The 17,620-nt window shown below is 52.6% G+C and carries 16 protein-coding genes; 9 read left to right on the top strand and 7 right to left on the bottom strand.

Annotated features, from left to right (window positions below; translation table 11 throughout):
- Both bacA and folB read right to left on the bottom strand, forming a co-directional pair.
- A complete protein-coding gene (bacA, locus tag ETA_RS03230; RefSeq protein ID WP_012440178.1) occupies nucleotides 1–822 on the bottom strand; it encodes an undecaprenyl-diphosphate phosphatase in 822 nt (273 codons plus the stop codon).
- A 135-nt stretch (nucleotides 823–957) separates the two neighbouring features.
- Entirely contained in the window at nucleotides 958–1,317 is a 360-nt protein-coding gene (gene folB, locus ETA_RS03225) for a bifunctional dihydroneopterin aldolase/7,8-dihydroneopterin epimerase (protein ID WP_012440177.1), read from the bottom strand.
- Between the two features lie 107 nt (nucleotides 1,318–1,424).
- Between folB and plsY the strand changes: the two genes are divergently transcribed.
- Entirely contained in the window at nucleotides 1,425–2,042 is a 618-nt protein-coding gene (gene plsY, locus ETA_RS03220) for a glycerol-3-phosphate 1-O-acyltransferase PlsY (protein WP_012440176.1), read from the top strand.
- A gap of 9 nt (nucleotides 2,043–2,051) precedes the next feature.
- On the opposite strand, the gene tsaD is transcribed toward plsY, so the two are convergent.
- Nucleotides 2,052–3,065, bottom strand: a complete 1,014-nt coding sequence (gene tsaD, locus ETA_RS03215) for a tRNA (adenosine(37)-N6)-threonylcarbamoyltransferase complex transferase subunit TsaD (protein WP_012440175.1) — start codon at nucleotides 3,063–3,065, stop codon at nucleotides 2,052–2,054.
- A gap of 305 nt (nucleotides 3,066–3,370) precedes the next feature.
- Here tsaD and rpsU point away from each other — a divergent pair, with 305 nt between their 5' ends.
- The 3 genes from rpsU to rpoD all read left to right on the top strand — a co-directional run bounded on the left by rpsU (nucleotide 3,371) and on the right by rpoD (nucleotide 7,698).
- Nucleotides 3,371–3,586, top strand: coding sequence for a 30S ribosomal protein S21 (rpsU, locus tag ETA_RS03210; RefSeq protein ID WP_001144069.1), 216 nt, complete (start codon nucleotides 3,371–3,373; stop codon nucleotides 3,584–3,586).
- 290 nt (nucleotides 3,587–3,876) lie between these two features.
- Nucleotides 3,877–5,622 carry a DNA primase gene (gene dnaG, locus ETA_RS03205; RefSeq protein WP_012440174.1) on the top strand — a complete coding sequence of 582 codons (1,746 nt, stop codon included), beginning with the start codon at nucleotides 3,877–3,879 and terminating at the stop codon, nucleotides 5,620–5,622.
- 234 nt (nucleotides 5,623–5,856) lie between these two features.
- Nucleotides 5,857–7,698: an RNA polymerase sigma factor RpoD gene (rpoD, locus tag ETA_RS03200; protein WP_012440173.1), complete on the top strand. Its 1,842-nt coding sequence runs from the start codon at nucleotides 5,857–5,859 to the stop codon at nucleotides 7,696–7,698.
- Between the two features lie 88 nt (nucleotides 7,699–7,786).
- Here rpoD and mug read toward each other — a convergent pair whose 3' ends face one another.
- Complete coding sequence (mug, locus tag ETA_RS03195; RefSeq protein ID WP_012440172.1) at nucleotides 7,787–8,305, bottom strand: G/U mismatch-specific DNA glycosylase; 519 nt, start codon at nucleotides 8,303–8,305, stop codon at nucleotides 7,787–7,789.
- Nucleotides 8,306–8,462: 157 nt separating this feature from the next.
- On the bottom strand, nucleotides 8,463–9,614 hold the full coding sequence (locus ETA_RS03190) for a porin (protein WP_012440171.1): 1,152 nt from the start codon (nucleotides 9,612–9,614) through the stop codon (nucleotides 8,463–8,465).
- Nucleotides 9,615–10,163: 549 nt separating this feature from the next.
- On the opposite strand from ETA_RS03190, the gene opgB reads away from it, so the two are divergent.
- Together opgB and ampH are read left to right on the top strand one after the other, a co-directional pair.
- The gene (gene opgB, locus ETA_RS03185; RefSeq protein ID WP_012440170.1) at nucleotides 10,164–12,461 is read left to right on the top strand and encodes a phosphatidylglycerol--membrane-oligosaccharide glycerophosphotransferase; all 2,298 of its coding nucleotides are present in this window, start codon (nucleotides 10,164–10,166) and stop codon (nucleotides 12,459–12,461) included.
- 92 nt (nucleotides 12,462–12,553) lie between these two features.
- Nucleotides 12,554–13,729 carry a D-alanyl-D-alanine-carboxypeptidase/endopeptidase AmpH gene (gene ampH, locus ETA_RS03180; protein ID WP_012440169.1) on the top strand — a complete coding sequence of 392 codons (1,176 nt, stop codon included), beginning with the start codon at nucleotides 12,554–12,556 and terminating at the stop codon, nucleotides 13,727–13,729.
- 22 nt (nucleotides 13,730–13,751) lie between these two features.
- On the opposite strand, the gene ETA_RS03175 is transcribed toward ampH, so the two are convergent.
- On the bottom strand, nucleotides 13,752–14,063 hold the full coding sequence (locus ETA_RS03175; RefSeq protein ID WP_012440168.1) for a helix-turn-helix domain-containing protein: 312 nt from the start codon (nucleotides 14,061–14,063) through the stop codon (nucleotides 13,752–13,754).
- Nucleotides 14,064–14,194: 131 nt separating this feature from the next.
- Here ETA_RS03175 and ETA_RS03170 point away from each other — a divergent pair, with 131 nt between their 5' ends.
- A complete protein-coding gene (locus ETA_RS03170; protein ID WP_012440167.1) occupies nucleotides 14,195–14,458 on the top strand; it encodes a helix-turn-helix transcriptional regulator in 264 nt (87 codons plus the stop codon).
- A 165-nt stretch (nucleotides 14,459–14,623) separates the two neighbouring features.
- Nucleotides 14,624–15,397, top strand: a complete 774-nt coding sequence (locus ETA_RS03165) for a MetQ/NlpA family lipoprotein (protein WP_049778774.1) — start codon at nucleotides 14,624–14,626, stop codon at nucleotides 15,395–15,397.
- Between the two features lie 52 nt (nucleotides 15,398–15,449).
- Here the strand turns inward: ETA_RS03165 and ETA_RS03160 are convergent, their stop codons facing one another.
- A complete protein-coding gene (locus tag ETA_RS03160) occupies nucleotides 15,450–16,007 on the bottom strand; it encodes a YecA/YgfB family protein (RefSeq protein WP_012440165.1) in 558 nt (185 codons plus the stop codon).
- Nucleotides 16,008–16,823: 816 nt separating this feature from the next.
- Here ETA_RS03160 and ETA_RS03155 point away from each other — a divergent pair.
- The gene (locus tag ETA_RS03155) at nucleotides 16,824–17,582 is read left to right on the top strand and encodes a LuxR C-terminal-related transcriptional regulator (protein WP_042958578.1); all 759 of its coding nucleotides are present in this window, start codon (nucleotides 16,824–16,826) and stop codon (nucleotides 17,580–17,582) included.
- Nucleotides 17,583–17,620 lie beyond the last annotated feature (38 nt).

The following is a 17,620-nucleotide window of genomic DNA, read 5'->3' as shown; positions in this document are numbered from 1 at the left end:
TTACAGCACGAACAGGGCGTAGACCGCGGCTGCCACAATAAAGCGGTAGATAGCAAACGGTATAAACGAGATGCGTTTGATGATGTGCAGGAAGCTCTTAATCGCAATCAGCGCCACGATAAAGGCCGTGACAAACCCAACGGCAAACATGGGGAAATCGGCCATCGACAGGAAACCCATGCTTTTATAGAGGTCCAGCCCGGTTGCGCCTATCATCATCGGTACCGCGAGCAGGAATGAGAACTCCGAAGCCGCATAACGGCTGACGCCCACCAGCATCCCGCCCGATATGGTAGCACCGGAACGCGAGAAACCCGGCCACAGTGCCAGACACTGGAAGCAACCGATCATAAAGGCCTGGCGATAAGTGATATCGTCCACGCCAGGCGATTTCGGCCGTTTGGGCTTCAGTAGCTCTGCCGCAATCAGCAGCACGCCGCCGACCACCAGCGCATACATCACGTTGACCGGATTAAACAGCGTTTTGATCTGATCATGCAGCAGCAGGCCAATCACCACCGCTGGCACCATGCCCAGCAGGATATGAATTAACGTCAGTCTGCCCTGTCCGCTCCCTTCGTGTGGAACCTCACCAAAGTGAATGCCGATCAGACCAAACAGACGACGCCAGAACATCACCACAACGGCAAGAATTGAGCCGAGCTGGATCACCACCTCAAAAGTCTCAGCCTTATTGCCCTCGAACCCCAGCAGGTGACCGACAAGGATCATATGTCCGGTGGAGGAGACGGGAAGAAATTCCGTCAGCCCCTCTACAAGGCCAAGTATTGCCGCTATCCACAGTTGATGAATGTCTGTCATCAAATCTACCCCTGTTAAAAACATGAAAAAGGCGGTCGCTTACGCTACCGCCAAATTGTGCCCGCCAATTATTAGGCAACCTTAGGACAGAGGATAATGTGATTGGGTTTCATTGTGATGGCAATCACATTGGATTTATTTCGGAATAGTCCCGCGTTCGATAACCACCCCGACCTGGCGAGCCTGCGCTACCGCGCCTGGTTTACTCAGCTTGATCCGCACCCACGGTGAGGCGAATCGGGCCAGTAGCAGGGTTGCCACCTCCTCCGCAACGCGCTCAACCAGGGCGAATTTACCCTGACTGACATGTTCAACGATCGCTTCAGCCACATCGGCATAGCTCAGGCAGTCGTTCACATCGTCGCTGACGGCGGCTTTGCGGTTGTCCCATGCCATTTCGACATCGAACACCAGCTTCTGCTGAATGGTCTGCTCCCAGTCGTAAACGCCAATGGTGGTGATAACGGACAGTTGATCAATAAATACAATATCCATGATACGGCTCTCTGTTTTTGTGGTCACCGGATATCATCCCCGGCAGTTTATGCGTATTATCCACAGATGCTGTCAACAAAACGACCCCAACAAGATGGAACGGTGTTATGAGTGTATTCGCGCTTGGCATGATCCTTTTCGCGTATCTGTGTGGTTCCCTTTCCAGTGCGATCCTGGTTTGTCGACTGTTCAAATTACCTGACCCTCGCCACCACGGCTCAGGAAATCCGGGCGCCACTAACGTACTGCGCATCGGTGGCAGAGGGGTGGCGGCCACGGTACTGGTTTTTGACGTGCTCAAGGGAATGCTGCCGGTCTGGCTGGCTTATCACCTTGGAGCGACGCCTTTTTACCTTGGATTAACCGCGATTGCCGCCTGCCTCGGCCACATCTACCCGGTATTTTTCCATTTCAAAGGCGGTAAAGGCGTTGCTACAGCGCTGGGAGCGATTGCGCCGATCGGCTGGGATCTGACCGGTTTGATGACGGGAACCTGGCTGCTCACCGTCCTGCTAAGCGGCTACTCCTCGCTGGGCGCGATAGTGAGCGCGCTGATCGCCCCCTTTTACGTCTGGTGGTTCAAACCGCAGTTTACCTTCCCGGTGGCGATGCTCTCCTGCCTGATCCTGTTGCGTCATCATGACAACATTCAGCGCCTGTGGCGTGGACAGGAAACCCGGGTCTGGAAGAAAAAGGACAGGCGGAAAGGGCCAGGAAAGACCTGACCCATCGATTCAGATGGCGGGCAGTTCGGCCAGTGGCCAGCGAGGCCGCACGGTGACGCTAAGTTCAGCGTGCGTACCGCCTTTCAGGCGCACCATTCCAGCATAAGCAATCATCGCCCCGTTGTCGGTGCAGAACTCCGGGCGGGCATAAAACACTTCTCCTCCGCGTTTCTGCATCATTTCGGCCAGCTTAGCGCGCAGCGTACGGTTAGCGCTGACGCCACCGGCAATCACCAGCCGCTTGAAACCGCTCTGATCCAGCGCCCTTCGACACTTTATCGCCAAGGTATCCACCACGGCATCTTCAAAGGCACGGGCGATATCCGCATGCGTTTGGCTGCTATCGTCATTGTCACGAATGGTGTTGGCGGCGAACGTTTTCAGCCCGGAAAAACTGAAGTCCAAACCGGGCCGATCGGTCATAGGTCGTGGGAAAACAAAGCGTTTTTCCACCCCTTGCTGCGCCATTTTTGACAGCATCGGCCCGCCGGGGTAGTCCAGCCCAAGCAGTTTGGCCGTTTTATCAAACGCTTCGCCGGCCGCATCGTCAATGGACTCCCCCATCAGGGTATATGACCCAATGCCGGTCACGCTAATGAGCTGCGTATGACCGCCGGAAACCAGCAGCGCAACGAACGGGAATTCCGGTGGATTATCTTCCAGCATCGGTGCAAGCAGATGCCCTTCCATATGATGTACGGCAATAGCCGGCACATCCCAGGCAAACGCCAACGATCGGCCGATGGTGGCCCCCACCAACAGAGCACCGACCAGCCCCGGCCCAGCCGTATAGGCTACCGCATCAATATCCTGTGCCTGCAACCCGGCTTCCTGTAGCGCCGCCTGAATAAGCGGCACGGTCTTACGCACATGGTCACGCGAGGCCAGTTCCGGCACCACGCCACCGTAATCGGCATGGAGTTTGACCTGGCTGTAAAGTTGATTGGCGAGCAAACCGGCAGCATCGTCATAAATGGCAACACCGGTTTCATCGCAGGATGTTTCAATTCCGAGAACACGCATGGCTTTTTTTCACCTCATTCTTGCGGCGCGCAGTGTAGCATGAAGGCGCCCTGCCGAGCGGCAAATTTCCCCATGCGATGGTTACGCCTTGTACAATAAGGCGTTTTTTTTCACACCAGAAGTGTGTGATTCGTGTATAATCAGCTCCCTGAAAAAAACCGGCAGCCGCACAGGCGCATCTGTTGGTGACATAATGCTATGGTGCTTTACAACGCAGCCTGTGTTGGAGTAAAATTCCGCACCATTTTGAAATGAGCTGGCACCGATGCCAGCAGCAAAACCGAATTTATCGAGGTGAGAGTTACATGCCGGTAATTAAAGTACGTGAAAACGAGCCATTCGACGTAGCACTGCGTCGCTTCAAGCGTTCTTGTGAGAAAGCAGGCGTTCTGGCTGAAGTTCGTCGTCGTGAGTTCTATGAAAAACCGACTACTGAACGCAAGCGCGCTAAAGCGTCTGCAGTTAAACGCCACGCGAAGAAACTGGCTCGCGAAAACGCACGCCGCACTCGTCTGTACTAATATCCTGAAGGTTCGCCTTCACGCTTCACAGACAAGTTAGTAGTTATCAGGCCGTGCTTCCGAAAGGAATGCGCGGCTTGTTGCCGTTTATGAACCATAAACAGTTGGAAGCAACGGATAACGAAGGCAGCCAACGCCGCCAGACGCTGAAAGATGAAGGGCAATCCCCAATAGCTTTCAGTGACTGGCAAGGCGGCAACTGAGCGAATCCGCGGGAGCTTACAAAAGTAAGTGACCGGGGTGAACGAAGGCAGCCAACACCGCCAGACGCTGAAAGATGAAGGGGATTTATGGCAGGACGCATTCCGCGTGTATTTATCAATGACTTGCTGGCTCGCACGGACATCGTGGATCTTATCGATGCGCGCGTTAAGCTGAAAAAGCAGGGGAAAAACTATCACGCGTGCTGTCCTTTTCATAACGAGAAAACCCCTTCTTTCACCGTCAATGGCGAAAAGCAGTTTTATCACTGCTTCGGCTGCGGCGCGCACGGTAACGCCATCGACTTCCTGATGAATTACGATCGTCTGGAATTTGTCGAAAGTATTGAAGAGTTGGCGACCTTGTATGGCCTGGAAATACCGTATGAAAGCGGTAGCGGCCCCAGCCAGCTGGAACGCCACCAGCGTCAAAGTCTCTACCAGCTGATGACTGGCCTACGTGATTTTTATCAGCAGTCGCTGGATCATGGCCAGTCAGCAGGCGCCCGCGACTATCTGGCGCAGCGTGGGCTAAGTGACGAGGTCATTAAGCATTTTTCTATCGGCTTCGCCCCTGCCGGCTGGGACAACGCGCTAAAACGTTTTGGCAGCAATCCCGACGATCGCCAGTCGCTGATCGATGCCGGTATGTTGGTCACGAATGACCAGGGACGCAGTTACGACCGCTTCCGTGAACGAGTCATGTTTCCCATCCACGATAAGCGCGGGCGCGTCATTGGTTTTGGTGGACGGGTGCTGGGTGACGGCATGCCGAAATACCTTAACTCGCCGGAAACCGACATATTCCATAAGGGCCGCCAGCTATACGGCCTGTATGAAGCGCTAAAAAATCATCCTGAACCCGCCAGGCTGCTGGTGGTCGAGGGCTATATGGATGTGGTGGCGCTAGCGCAGTTTGGCGTGGATTATGCCGTGGCGTCTCTGGGAACCTCCACCACGGCGGAGCATATCCAGCTGCTGTTCCGCTCTACGGATACGGTTATTTGCTGCTATGACGGTGACAGGGCGGGGCGTGAAGCCGCATGGCGTGCGCTGGAAACCGCTTTACCTTACATGAATGACGGTCGTCAGCTACGCTTTATGTTTCTGCCTGACGGCGAAGATCCGGACACGCTGGTGCGCAAAGAAGGTAAGGACGCGTTTGAAAAACGCATGGAGCAGGCGATGCCGCTCTCGACCTTCTTATACGACACCCTGTTGCCTCAGGTAGACTTGAGTACTCCTGACGGCCGTGCCCAGCTGGCAACGCTGGCACTGCCCCTGCTTCGCCAGGTGCCGGGAGAGACCCTGCGCATCTATTTGCGTCAGGTGCTGGGCGATAAGCTGGGTATCCCCGATCACATTCAGCTGGAAAAGCTCCTGCCGGAGAAAGCGGAAAGTGCGAAAGCTGCGGCACAGCCCCAGCTAAAACGCACAACTATGCGTATACTTATTGGGCTGCTGGTGCAAAATCCGCAGTTGGCGGCGATGGTGCCGTCTCTGGATGGATTAGCACAGTCAGAAACGCCCGGCTTTTCGCTGTTTGTTGAGTTAGTGAGCACTTGCGCTGCTCATCCTGGCCTGACGACCGGACAGCTACTAGAGTTATATCGCGGCACAAAATTTAGCCAGAGCCTTGAAACCCTGGCAACATGGAACCACATGATCGTAGATGACGAAGTGGAAACCATGTTTCAGGATGCGCTGGCCAGCATGTACGACAATGCGCTTGAGCGCAGGCTGGAAGAGCTGATCGCCCGCGACCGCACTCACGTACTGAGCGCGGAGGAGCGCCGCGAGTTCTGGACATTGAGCCAGGCGCTAAAAAAACAGTAGAAGGGTGAACCCTTTTTGTTATCACCCTACTTACAAATAGAATTAAGAAGCGTTATCAGTCTTTAAGATAGCTTCGACACAGAACACAGCGGCTTAAGTGCCGAATAAGCGTCAGGTCAATCCTGACAGCCGCATCGACGGGCAGCGGCAATAATCTCAACGCCCTCACTGTTATTGTTGGCACGTTAGCCGACCGACACCAATCTAATTTAACAGAAGTGTGGACACCGTCTTATGGAGCAAAACCCGCAGTCACAGCTTAAGCTACTTGTCACCCGTGGTAAGGAGCAAGGCTATCTGACCTATGCCGAGGTCAATGACCATCTGCCGGAAGATATCGTCGACTCCGATCAGATCGAAGACATCATCCAGATGATTAACGACATGGGCATCCAGGTCGTGGAAGAAGCGCCTGATGCCGACGATCTGATGCTGAACGAAAACAGCAGTGATACTGATGAAGATGCTGCTGAAGCCGCTGCTCAGGTGCTGTCCAGCGTAGAGTCTGAAATAGGGCGTACAACCGACCCGGTGCGTATGTATATGCGCGAAATGGGTACGGTTGAACTGTTGACGCGTGAAGGTGAGATCGATATCGCCAAACGCATCGAAGACGGTATCAACCAGGTTCAGTGCTCCGTTGCCGAATACCCGGAAGCGATAAACTATCTGCTTGAACAGTACGATCGTGTTGAAGCAGGTGAAGCCCGCCTGTCCGACCTGATCACAGGCTTTGTCGACCCTAACGCCGAAGAAGATATTGCGCCAACCGCCACGCACGTGGGTTCAGAACTGTCTGCGGAAGAGCGTGAGGATGACGACGAAGATGAAGAGTCCGATGACGACAGTTCGGATGATGACAACAGCATCGACCCTGAACTGGCGCGTGAGAAGTTCAGCGATCTGCGCATCCAGTACGAGACCACCCGTACGGTGATCAAAGCGAAAAGCCGCAGCCACGCTGACGCTATCGTAGAGATCCAGAACCTGTCCGACGTATTTAAACAGTTCCGCCTGGTACCGAAGCAGTTCGATTTTCTGGTAAACAGCATGCGCGTCATGATGGATCGCGTTCGTACTCAAGAACGTCTTATCATGAAGCTGTGTGTTGAGCTGTGCAAAATGCCGAAGAAAAACTTCATCACCCTGTTTACCGGTAATGAAACCAATGAAACCTGGTTCAAAGCCGCGCTGGCAATGAACAAACCGTGGTCAGAGAAGCTGAACGATGTTTCAGAAGACGTGACGCGCGGTCTGCAAAAGCTACAGCAGATTGAAGAAGAAACCGGCCTGACCATCGAACAGGTGAAGGACATCAACCGTCGCATGTCCATTGGCGAAGCCAAAGCGCGCCGCGCGAAGAAAGAGATGGTTGAGGCAAACCTGCGTCTGGTTATCTCTATCGCCAAGAAATACACCAACCGCGGCCTGCAGTTCCTTGATCTTATTCAGGAAGGTAACATTGGCCTGATGAAAGCGGTAGATAAGTTTGAATACCGCCGTGGTTATAAGTTCTCAACTTATGCGACCTGGTGGATACGTCAGGCTATTACCCGCTCTATCGCTGACCAGGCGCGAACCATCCGTATTCCGGTACATATGATTGAGACGATTAATAAGCTCAATCGTATCTCGCGCCAGATGTTGCAGGAGATGGGCCGTGAGCCAACGCCGGAAGAACTGGCGGAACGTATGCTGATGCCGGAAGATAAAATTCGCAAAGTGCTGAAAATTGCCAAAGAGCCGATCTCTATGGAGACGCCAATTGGTGATGATGAAGATTCACACCTTGGTGATTTTATCGAAGATACCACGCTGGAGCTGCCGCTGGACTCGGCCACTTCAGAAAGCCTGCGTTCAGCTACCCATGACGTACTCGCTGGTCTGACCGCGCGTGAGGCGAAAGTGCTGCGTATGCGTTTTGGTATTGATATGAATACTGACCACACGCTGGAAGAAGTGGGCAAACAGTTTGACGTTACGCGTGAGCGTATCCGTCAGATCGAAGCGAAGGCGCTGCGTAAACTGCGTCATCCAAGCCGCTCCGAAGTTCTGCGCAGCTTCCTCGACGATTAATCAATATTCTGCGATATAAAATGGCCCCTTCGCTCACCGCAAGGGGCCATTTTTTTGCTGAGATTTTATCACGGCCACGCCGCTTTGATTAATCCACCAGCCCACCCAGCGACCGATACAGCTGCGAGTAGGCTTCGGTCATTTCCTGTTGGGAGGCACGGTTCAACCCACTGGGGTTCGGCAGCACCCAGATTTGCGTTCCGCCAATGGTCACCGGCTGCCTGCCCCACTCCACCTTAGTGCGGCGAAAGGCCTGTTGATAAGCCTGCTTGCCCAGCACGGCCAGTGCCAAAGGCTGGAAGCGTTCTATCTTATCCATCAGCACCTGACCCCCGCTACGCAGTTCGCTGCCACCCAGTTCACTGGCCAGCACCGTTGGCCGTTCCACCAGCATGGTGATACCGCAACCGGTTTCCAGCAGCTGCTGCTCCTGTTCGGGCTTTAACTGGGTTTGGGTGAATCCCGCCTGGAAAATGGTTTTCCAGAAGCGGTTGCCGGGATGAGCAAAATGGAAGCCGGTATGAGCGGAGGACTTTCCGGGATTGATGCCGCAGAACAACACCCGCAGACCCGGCTGAATAATATCGGTGATGCCGTGTGCTTCCATGTATCCGTCTCTCTTAGACAGCAGGCACTGGGAGCCCCAAACCTGCATATTCAGATGGCGTCGAGCGCCTGCGGTAACAATGTATGAAATCAGGCTGAAAAAGGCCAGCGGACAAAGACAGGCGTTCCCCGGACGGGTGCCGGGGAACGGGACGAACTTAGAAGTCGTAACGCAGACGTACCAGGTTCATATCACCCAAGTTGTCGGTACTGGAAGTAAAGACGTGTTCATAGTCAACACGGAAGCCGTAATCCAGCTTGAAGGTGACGCCCACACCGTTATCAATACGCTGGTAGTCACGCCCGGTGACATACTGCATACGGTCACCCATCACGTACGGCATCACAGACTTCAGGCCATATTGATTGACCGCAACGGTATATCCGGCGAGGTATTCAATCCCCCAGGCATCACCAGAGAAGTAGTGATTAACATCGACTTTTTTGCTCGGAAGGAAGTTATCGTACCAGCCGCCGCCGAAGGTAAAGGTCCAGTTGTCCGGGGTCCAGCTCAGAGCCGTACCAAAAATGTTCTGATCGTATGATTTTTCATTCCCGTTACCGGGGTTACGCATTTCCGCCCTGGTGTAGTTCCATGCGGTGCCCCAGGTCAGGTCTTTGGAGAGATGATAATCCACGCCCAGCGATCCGCCGCCCTGGCGCTTGTAGCGCAGGCCATTGCCCGGCAGGTATTCATTATCAGCAAACAGGTACGAGGCGTAAATATCAGCATCGCCGAAGGTATTTTTATATTTCAGCATCTTGCGCGAACGATATGAACCATCGTAGTCGCCTTTAATGCCATTACCCGGCGCCTGGCCCAGCATGTCGTAGTCCCAGATATCGGTTTTCGCCCCGACCACATCGTAGTACACGCTGTTTTGCTGGCCGAAGGTGAGCTGCCCCCAGGTTTTGCTCTTCAGGCCGGTATACAGCATACGGCGCGTGGTGTTATTCGCCCCGTCAGCATGATGGTGATCCCAGTCGAACAGCGTTGGAAGATCTATCCCCAACTCGTAGTAGCTTACCCAGCTGATATCATCAAAAAGATAGTAATCAGCGGCAAAGCGCAGACGGCTGCCGCCATCAAAACCGTTACGTTTGTAGGAGCCCTTGTCACCATCGCCGGTTAAATTATTAAACTGCGGACGGATACTGCCACCCACGGTAAAATTAAGGCGGCTTAAGGGATCGCCCGCCTGCGGATCCTGTTTCAAAACGGTAATCTCTGCATTTGCCGCAAAGGAGGCACTGCCAATAGCCAGCCCCAGACCAATGGCCTGAGTTAAAATATGTTTTTTTGTTAACATTTCGTAGCCCTGTGTAATAGCAAAAAAGGAATTGCCAACGCATACTATCCTGCTGGCTGCCCTTTAATAGCGGTAACAGAGCTAATTTATCTGTATTTATGTCAAAATAGATTAAGCAAGTGTGTCAAATAATGAACCTGTTAACACAACCAAACCAACGTGAGCCGAACTTTATTCGGTAAAAGGTTCGCACAAGGAACTGCCTACACGACATCTGCCTACCTCATGTGCCAAGAAAACGTCTCACTGCATCATCAGCTCGAGTCATCCTGTTTATAAGAGACTGGCATCAGTCTGCCTGGCCTGTACAGATGGCTGCACGATACTGTCACGTCACAGGGGCAAAGCGGTTATCCGTAGCGGGTCCATCCCCGATCGATTGCTTGTTAAACCAAATATAAACAAAACCCACTCTACAGTGAAAACCATCTAACTCCCTGTTTCTACGTAGGGTTGTCTGGGATAATTTACTGCGTTAAATTTCCTCATCATTTCTTACCTCGCAGCTACCTGACAGGGATTGCGTCAAAAAAGGATAAACTCAACCTAATGGTTTCAGAATGGTTATCGTTGCTGTTGTTTCTCACTTCGGCCCTCCTTTACGCCTGGAAGGCAGGACGCCATAAGCTGTGGTTTATTGCGGTGTTGTCATTGCTGGGCATCTATATTGTGCTTAATGCTTCTTTGTTGGCCAGTAACTATTTTACCGGCGAGGGGATCAATGACGCGGTCATCTATACCATCACCAGCAGCTTGAGCGGTGCCGGACTGCAAAAGTATGTGCTGCCCGCCGCAGGGCTAATACTGATTTTATCGCTGCTGTTTGCCTTTCTGGCGTGGGTTTTGCGCCTGCGCAAACGCCACGATTACAGTCCTCTTTACAGCATGCTGGCGTTAATACTGGCGCTGGCCTCAATTAAAACCACGCCGGCTTACCAGCAGGTGACGGCACTTATCAAGTCGCAGACGAATAACGGCGACTCTGATTTTTACAGCCATTACCGGGTGCCCGCTAAAACCCTGCGCGGTGAGCGGCTTAACCTGGTGTATATCTATGCGGAAAGCCTGGAACGCACGTATTTTGACCAAGACGCTTTCCCCGATCTGGCCCCAGAACTGAATAAAATAAAAGACCAGGCGCTTGATTTCAGTCACACCGAACAACTACCCGGCACCGAATACACCATTGCCGGCATGGTCGCCTCACAGTGCGGCATTCCCCTGTTCGCTCCGTTTGATGGCAACGCGTCCAGCTCGCTTTCCAGCTTCTATCCGCAGAATATCTGTCTGGGCGATATTCTCAAATCCTCAGGCTATCAGAACTATTTCTATCAGGGTTCCAGCCTGAGCTTTGCCGGTAAGGATCTGTTTCTCTCCTCTCACGGCTTTGATCATCTTTATGGCTTCAGCGAGCTGAAAAATGCGGTGAAGGACGAAAAATATCGTAACGACTGGGGCTGGTATGACGATACGGTGCTCGAACAGGTGTTCGATAAATACGTCGAGCTGGCGCAAAAAGAGCAACCCTTTTCACTGTTCGCTCTGACGGTGGATACCCATCATCCGGACGGATTTATCTCACGCGGATGTCAGCGCAACTCATACGCATTCGAGGGGAAAGAGAATAAATCCTTTGCCGCGGTGGCCTGTAGCCAGGAGCATATCGCCAGACTTATTGAGAAGATCCGCGCCACGCCCTGGTTCAAAAATACCCTGATCGTGGTCAGTTCTGACCACCTTGCGATGAATAACACCGCATGGAAATCCCTTAACCAACACGACCGCCACGACCTGTTTTTTATGCTGCGAGGGGATAATGACGGCAACGGCCGGGTGCTCAACGTGAAACGTAACACCATGGACAACGGCGCAACCGTATTAGATGCGCTGGGCGGAGATAACTTTATTGGCCTGGGACGCAGCAGCCTGTCATCCACTTCGCTTTCCACCAGCTACCTCAATATCAAAGAGAAGATCAATGAGTGGAAGCCGGACGTGATAAAACTGTGGAACTTCCCAAAAAATATTTCAGACTACACAGTCGATACGGCAAAAAATACCTTCAGCTTCTCGGGTGCGCATTTCAAACTGCCGCTGTTGCTTTCGGTCATGCCGAACAGGATCGAACCCAAGCTGGATGCCTGGCTGGCAACGCCGCTAAAGCAGCAGCTGGCGGGATTTTCCGCCAACGAAAAGTTCGTCTGGATTGACCGTTGCTTTAAGATCGGCAGTGTCTGGGATGATGCGCTGGCGCTGAATAGCGGTCTGTGCGTGGCTAACGGCACGCTCAACGCGCAGCCGACCATTTTGCCAGTGCGGCCGGGCATCTCACTGGGCAAGATCGCTTTCCCGACGGGCGGCGAACAGAGCGACGATCGCTACCAGCACAGCCTGGCACGTCTGCGGATTGCCGATATCGACCTGAAATACTCCTCCGACACCATTTTATTTAATCTGCCCGGCATGCCGCAGCAGGTGCAAAAAATCTCCGGCCTGTCGCACCCTGAAGCCTGGGGCCGCTGGTCGGATGCTAACCTGCAGCCGGATGTCAACATACAGTACTCGGAGCCGCTGCCCGCGGCCTTCACGCTAACGATGACCGCACGCGCCTGGGGTAATAACAGCCAACATCCGGTAACGATAAACGTTGGCAACTGGCAACAGCAGGTGGCTTTTACCGGGCAGGACACCACCCTGACGCTACGGGTTAATAACCCAACGCGGGCGCGCAGTATTATCATCACGCCTTCGCAGCCGACCGGATCCAGTGAGGGAACAATGGACGGCTTTGCCGCCCGTAAACTCGGCATTGGTCTGGTCAGCCTGCGTGTCACCGCGCAGCCATGATCGGCTCGATGGATGCACAGGAAAGACTTGCAGTTAAAGCCAAAAAAACTACTATGAATCGCCCATTGATTCACTGACAGGAGCGGCCCCCGTTGAAACCCTTGCTTTGTGCTTTTTTGCTGCTTCCCGTACTGGCACTGCCGCTGGCAGGGCATGCGCGAACCGCTCCCGACCCGCTGCTGGCAGCTAAGACGGTAGAGCGCTACGCCGATAATATTTTTTACAACACTAAAGCCAGCGCAATGGCGATAGTCGCGATTGATGCCAATCAGCGGATGTTCGTCAGCCGCGGTTCGATGCGTCCCGGCAGCCAGCAGCCGCCACAGAAAGATTCTCTTATCCGCGTGGCGTCACTCACCAAGCTGATGACCAGCCAACTGATGGTGAAGCTGGCCGAAGAGGGGCGTCTGCAGCTGGACGACCCGCTCAGCAAATATGCTCCTCCCGGCAGCCGGGTGCCGAGCTATGACGGGCAGCCTATCCGCCTGATTAATCTGGCTACGCATACCAGCGCCCTGCCAAGAGAACAGCCCGGCGGGAAAGCCGTCCGGGCGGTATTTACCTGGCCGACCTACAGCCAACGCTGGAACTGGCTGCACAGCGCGCAGCTAAAATGGGCGCCCGGTGAACGTGCCGGTTACTCTAATCTCGCTTTCGATCTGCTGGGGGATGCGCTGGCAAGAGCTGGCGGTAAGCCCTACCCCGTCCTGTTTCGTGAGAAGATCACGCGCCCGCTGGGTATGAAAGACACCACGTTTACCCCTTCACCGGATCAGTGTGGCCGCCTGATCATCCCGGCCAAAAACCCCAGCCCCTGCGATAACGCCCTGGCGGCCATCGGCAGCGGCGGCGTTTATTCCACCCCGGATGATATGGGGCGCTGGATGCAGCAATTCCTCTCATCTGATGTTCATACCCGCAGCCCGCAGGCCGATCGCCTGCAAACGATGATTTATCAGCGTGACCAGCTGAACAAAGTAGACGGTATGGATGTGCCGGGTCGGGCCGATGCGCTGGGGATGGGCTGGGTCTATATGGGACCGCACGATGGCCGCCCTGGCATCATTGAGAAAACCGGCGGCGGCGGCGGCTTTATCACCTATATGGCAATGGTGCCGCAGTACAGCGTAGGGGTGTTTATTGTTGTCGCTCGGTCGGCAGAAACCCGCTTTACGCCGATGAGCGACGGGGCAAATAATCTGTTAACCGAGCTTATCGGCAATACCTCCGGAAGCGCCCGGCTAGCCGCCAGCATTATGGCTAACTGAACAACACCGCCAGAAAGCGACGTTAAGCGTTACTTTCTGGCGGTATGATCATGCTCTCCTCTTTATCGCCCGTGACCCGTGACCGGCGCAAGCGCTGTTCACGGGCCAGCAGCCGTCCCCGGCTGTCGTAATAACGGCTGGGCCAGATTGCTGCCGGATGAACCCCCAGCGCGGCGGCAATAATAAACTCCCCTTTTGGCCACGGCCTTTTCAGTGCATTCGCCAGCGTACCGGAATTCAGACCTGCCTGACGCGACAGGGCCGCCAGTGACGTCTTGCGTTTTTTGAACGCGGCCAGAATATCGGCCGGATGCATATCTCTTCTTTTTTTCATGCCTTCCTCTGCTTAAGATTTATGTCCGTTTAACTCCTGCTACCCTTAAAAGTTAACACTAAGTATTACTTAGTACAATTTGCATGAGCAGCTAAGAGAATCCTGTTAGTTATTCAGAAGTCAGGATTGACATGCTGCCACATCGTTTGAAAGAAGCTCGCCTGAAAAAAGGCTTTTCCCAACAGAAACTTGGGGTTTTAGCGGGAATTGACGAAGCCACCGCCAGCGCACGAATGAATCAATACGAGCGCGGTATACACGTTCCTGATTTTGAACTGGTATGCCGGCTTGCGGCGGTGCTGGATGTGCCTGCCTGCTACCTTTACACGCTTGAAGATGACCTTGCCGGGCAGATCCTGCAATGGCATGAGCAACGCAATAAAAGCCAATCTTAACCCCGCCTCTTCTTTTTCTGCTTATAAATCACGCTTTTTTAGCATAAGCCGCGTCATTGACTCAGCGGGCTGGTTACGGTTATTTATTATTCTGCTATCAGACTGAATATAAGGATAAATAACGTGAAGCCTGCCCTGAATCATACTGTAACCGCCGCGCTGTTGATGCTGGGCTCCCTGCTGGCTGGCTGCGATAATAAAAACGCGAACGCCTACGCGATTAAGGTGGGTGTCATTAACGGTGCCGAGCAGGATGTGGCGGAAGTGGCAAAAAAAGTGGCGAAAGAAAAATACGGGCTGGACGTTGAACTGGTGGGTTTCAGCGGGTCGCTGCTGCCGAATGAGCCGACCGCCCACGGCGATCTTGATGCCAACGTCTTCCAGCACCGCCCGTTTCTCGAACAGGATAATAAAGCGAAAGGCACGTCGCTGGTTGCCGTCGGCAATACCTTTGTCTTCCCGATAGCCGGTTACTCGAAAAAGATTAAACGGATCTCCGAACTGAAAGACGGTGATACCCTCGCCATTCCTAACGATCCGACCAACCTTGGGCGCGCGCTATTGCTGCTGAACAAAGAAAAGCTGATCGCCCTGAAGCCCAACACCGGGCTACTGCCAACGGCACTGGACATCACCGCTAACCCACGGCGTCTGAAGATCATAGAAATAGAGGCGGCACAGCTGCCGCGTGCGCTTGACGATGCCCAGGTGACGGTCGCGATTATCAATACCACCTATATCCAGCAGACCGGCCTGAATCCGGTGCGCGACAGCGTGTTTATTGAGGATAAGCAGTCACCCTACGTCAATATCATCGTGACGCGCGCCGACAACAAAGATGCGGCAAACGTGCACGACTTCATCCGTGCTTATCAGTCGCCAGAAGTGGCAGCGGCGGCGGAAAAAATCTTTAACGGCGGTGCCGTGGTGGGGTGGTAAACCGCGATATGCAACCGCCACGCAACGGCACGCGTGGCGGGAATAAGGTGAGTTAATGCAGCTGTCTTTTCTGATGCAGACTTAACGCCGCCGGGCGTATAGCCGCAATGCTCTGCTCATATTCATCCGGTGAAAACGTGTCCAGTTCGGCGAAGTGCTCTTCCTTACCATGCAGCGCAATAACCTGTAGCGCCGGATGCAAAGACGGGTGCAGCCTTGACCAGTCACCCAGCGCCACGCCTTTCATATAGCCGAAACACCACTCTTCCACCACGGTAAACTCCTGGCCCTCCACTTCACGGGTGCCAAACAGCGGTTCGAACTGATCGGGATATTCATTCAGGCGGTCGGCAATATCATTCATATGCTGTGCGATCAGGTCCATAAACCGCTCGAACTCCTCCTCGGTTTCCCAGTCAGGATCGTGCTCTTCCCCACCCCAGATCAGCGGCAACCACACCTGTGGCTCCACCAGCGTAGGGCCGGAGAGAATGGCGGTGAACAATCCGTCCAGTTCAGAGGCATCGAGTACCGACTCATCGTTACCGTATTTGGTTAGGATATCGTCCAGCCACTCCAGCTCTTCTTCTGTTAATGGTCCTTGCTGCATACTTGTCCCCTCGCTGCGCATATGGATTTTTATCCGGCGTCTGCCGGTCTGGGGGTATTCTGGGCGGCAGGAAAGGAAAAATCCACCTTAATCGATGTGCTTTCACCGGGCTAACGGATCGTATTCTGACGTTCCGGGCGGCAGGTGCCTTATTCTTTGGCACTAAAGTAACGGTATTGTCAGCCTGCCGTCCATCATTCTGGAGCAAAAGAAAATAGCGACAGAGCCGGCTAATTTAGCCGTATTGCGCTGAAAAAATAGTGACCACGCTAATAATCCCCAGCTGACATATACGCGTATATCCTGAAATTGATCCAGTTTTTTCGGAGTATCCCCCTTTCATACTCTCCGCTGTCGATAGCCGCCTACTTGCCAACTTCATATTTTTCAGAAACACAGCCAAACAGATCATTCATCTAAAAATTTGCCTAATGATGAAACTAATATACCAGCATCATGCTTCTTATGCGCATTAAGACCAGAACTCATCATACTGGTAAAATAAAGAAATAGGTTATTTGCGTTAAATTTGAGTTAAGAAAAAATAATTCATATACGAAGAGCACATTTAAGATTGACCTTATAATGTAACCATAAAACCCATAATTATTATTATCGAATAGATAATATATTACGTGATAGGAATATTCTTAAATGATGGTAGATTAATATTCTGTTTTTATCGATTTAACGATCTATTATGTTGCTTAATGCTTTAGTTGAAGTAGGATATATCCATACGAAATGTTGATTTGCGAGATAACGTAACCAACTGTGAAAACGGGAAGGTTCGTATTTGAGCCATTGATCTTTGCAATGGCCAGGGATGCAAAGGGAATGAACGGGATGCCAACCATATCGAAACAGACGCACACCACGCGCCGCGCGCTGGTTCTGGATAATAACAGTTATTTTCTTGATGCCGTAGAAAAATGGGCAGAGATTAATGACATCGTTGTTAGTGCGACCAGCCATTCGGATGATTTTTTCTACCGTCTGGCGATGAATGACGATATTGACATCGTATTTGTCTCTTATAATCCTATCTGGACAAGAACACTGCATCTTCTTGATAAACTACAACGATTTTATCCTGATATCAGGACAGTCGTTGTGGTTGATTCCCCTCATACTCCATCCGTTATTCTGATGAGGAGTTTTGGGGTAAATATCATTATCACCAAACAAGATATTTTAAGCTGCCTGCAAAAAACGATAACCCTCGATTCATCGAGTCTCTACCTCAGTCCATCTATTGCCGGACAGGTTGACGATGAGCACATTGATGCTAAACATCGTCTGACCCATGAAGGCGTTATGTTGACTCAAATGGAGCGAATGGTACTGGCTGAACTTAGCGGTGAAAAAACGATTCAACTCATTGCCAGAGAACGGGGATGCAGTGCGAAAACCGTGAGTCAGCATAAACAAAATGCGTTATGCAAGATGGGTTTCAGAAAATTGAAAGAGGTATTTTCAATTAATAGCAAAACAAATATGGCCGGGCTGATTTATCTACCCGCAACCCTACTATTTTGCCAGTCATACCTGGATATTCTTAAATTTAGTTTTTAAATGGATAGGTTTACTTAAAATCCATAGACCTACTCTTA

The organism is Erwinia tasmaniensis Et1/99 (assembly GCF_000026185.1).
Taxonomy (GTDB): domain Bacteria; phylum Pseudomonadota; class Gammaproteobacteria; order Enterobacterales; family Enterobacteriaceae; genus Erwinia; species Erwinia tasmaniensis.
The sequence above is the reverse complement of the archived record's forward strand: the minus strand, read 5'-3'. Positions and strand labels throughout refer to the sequence as shown.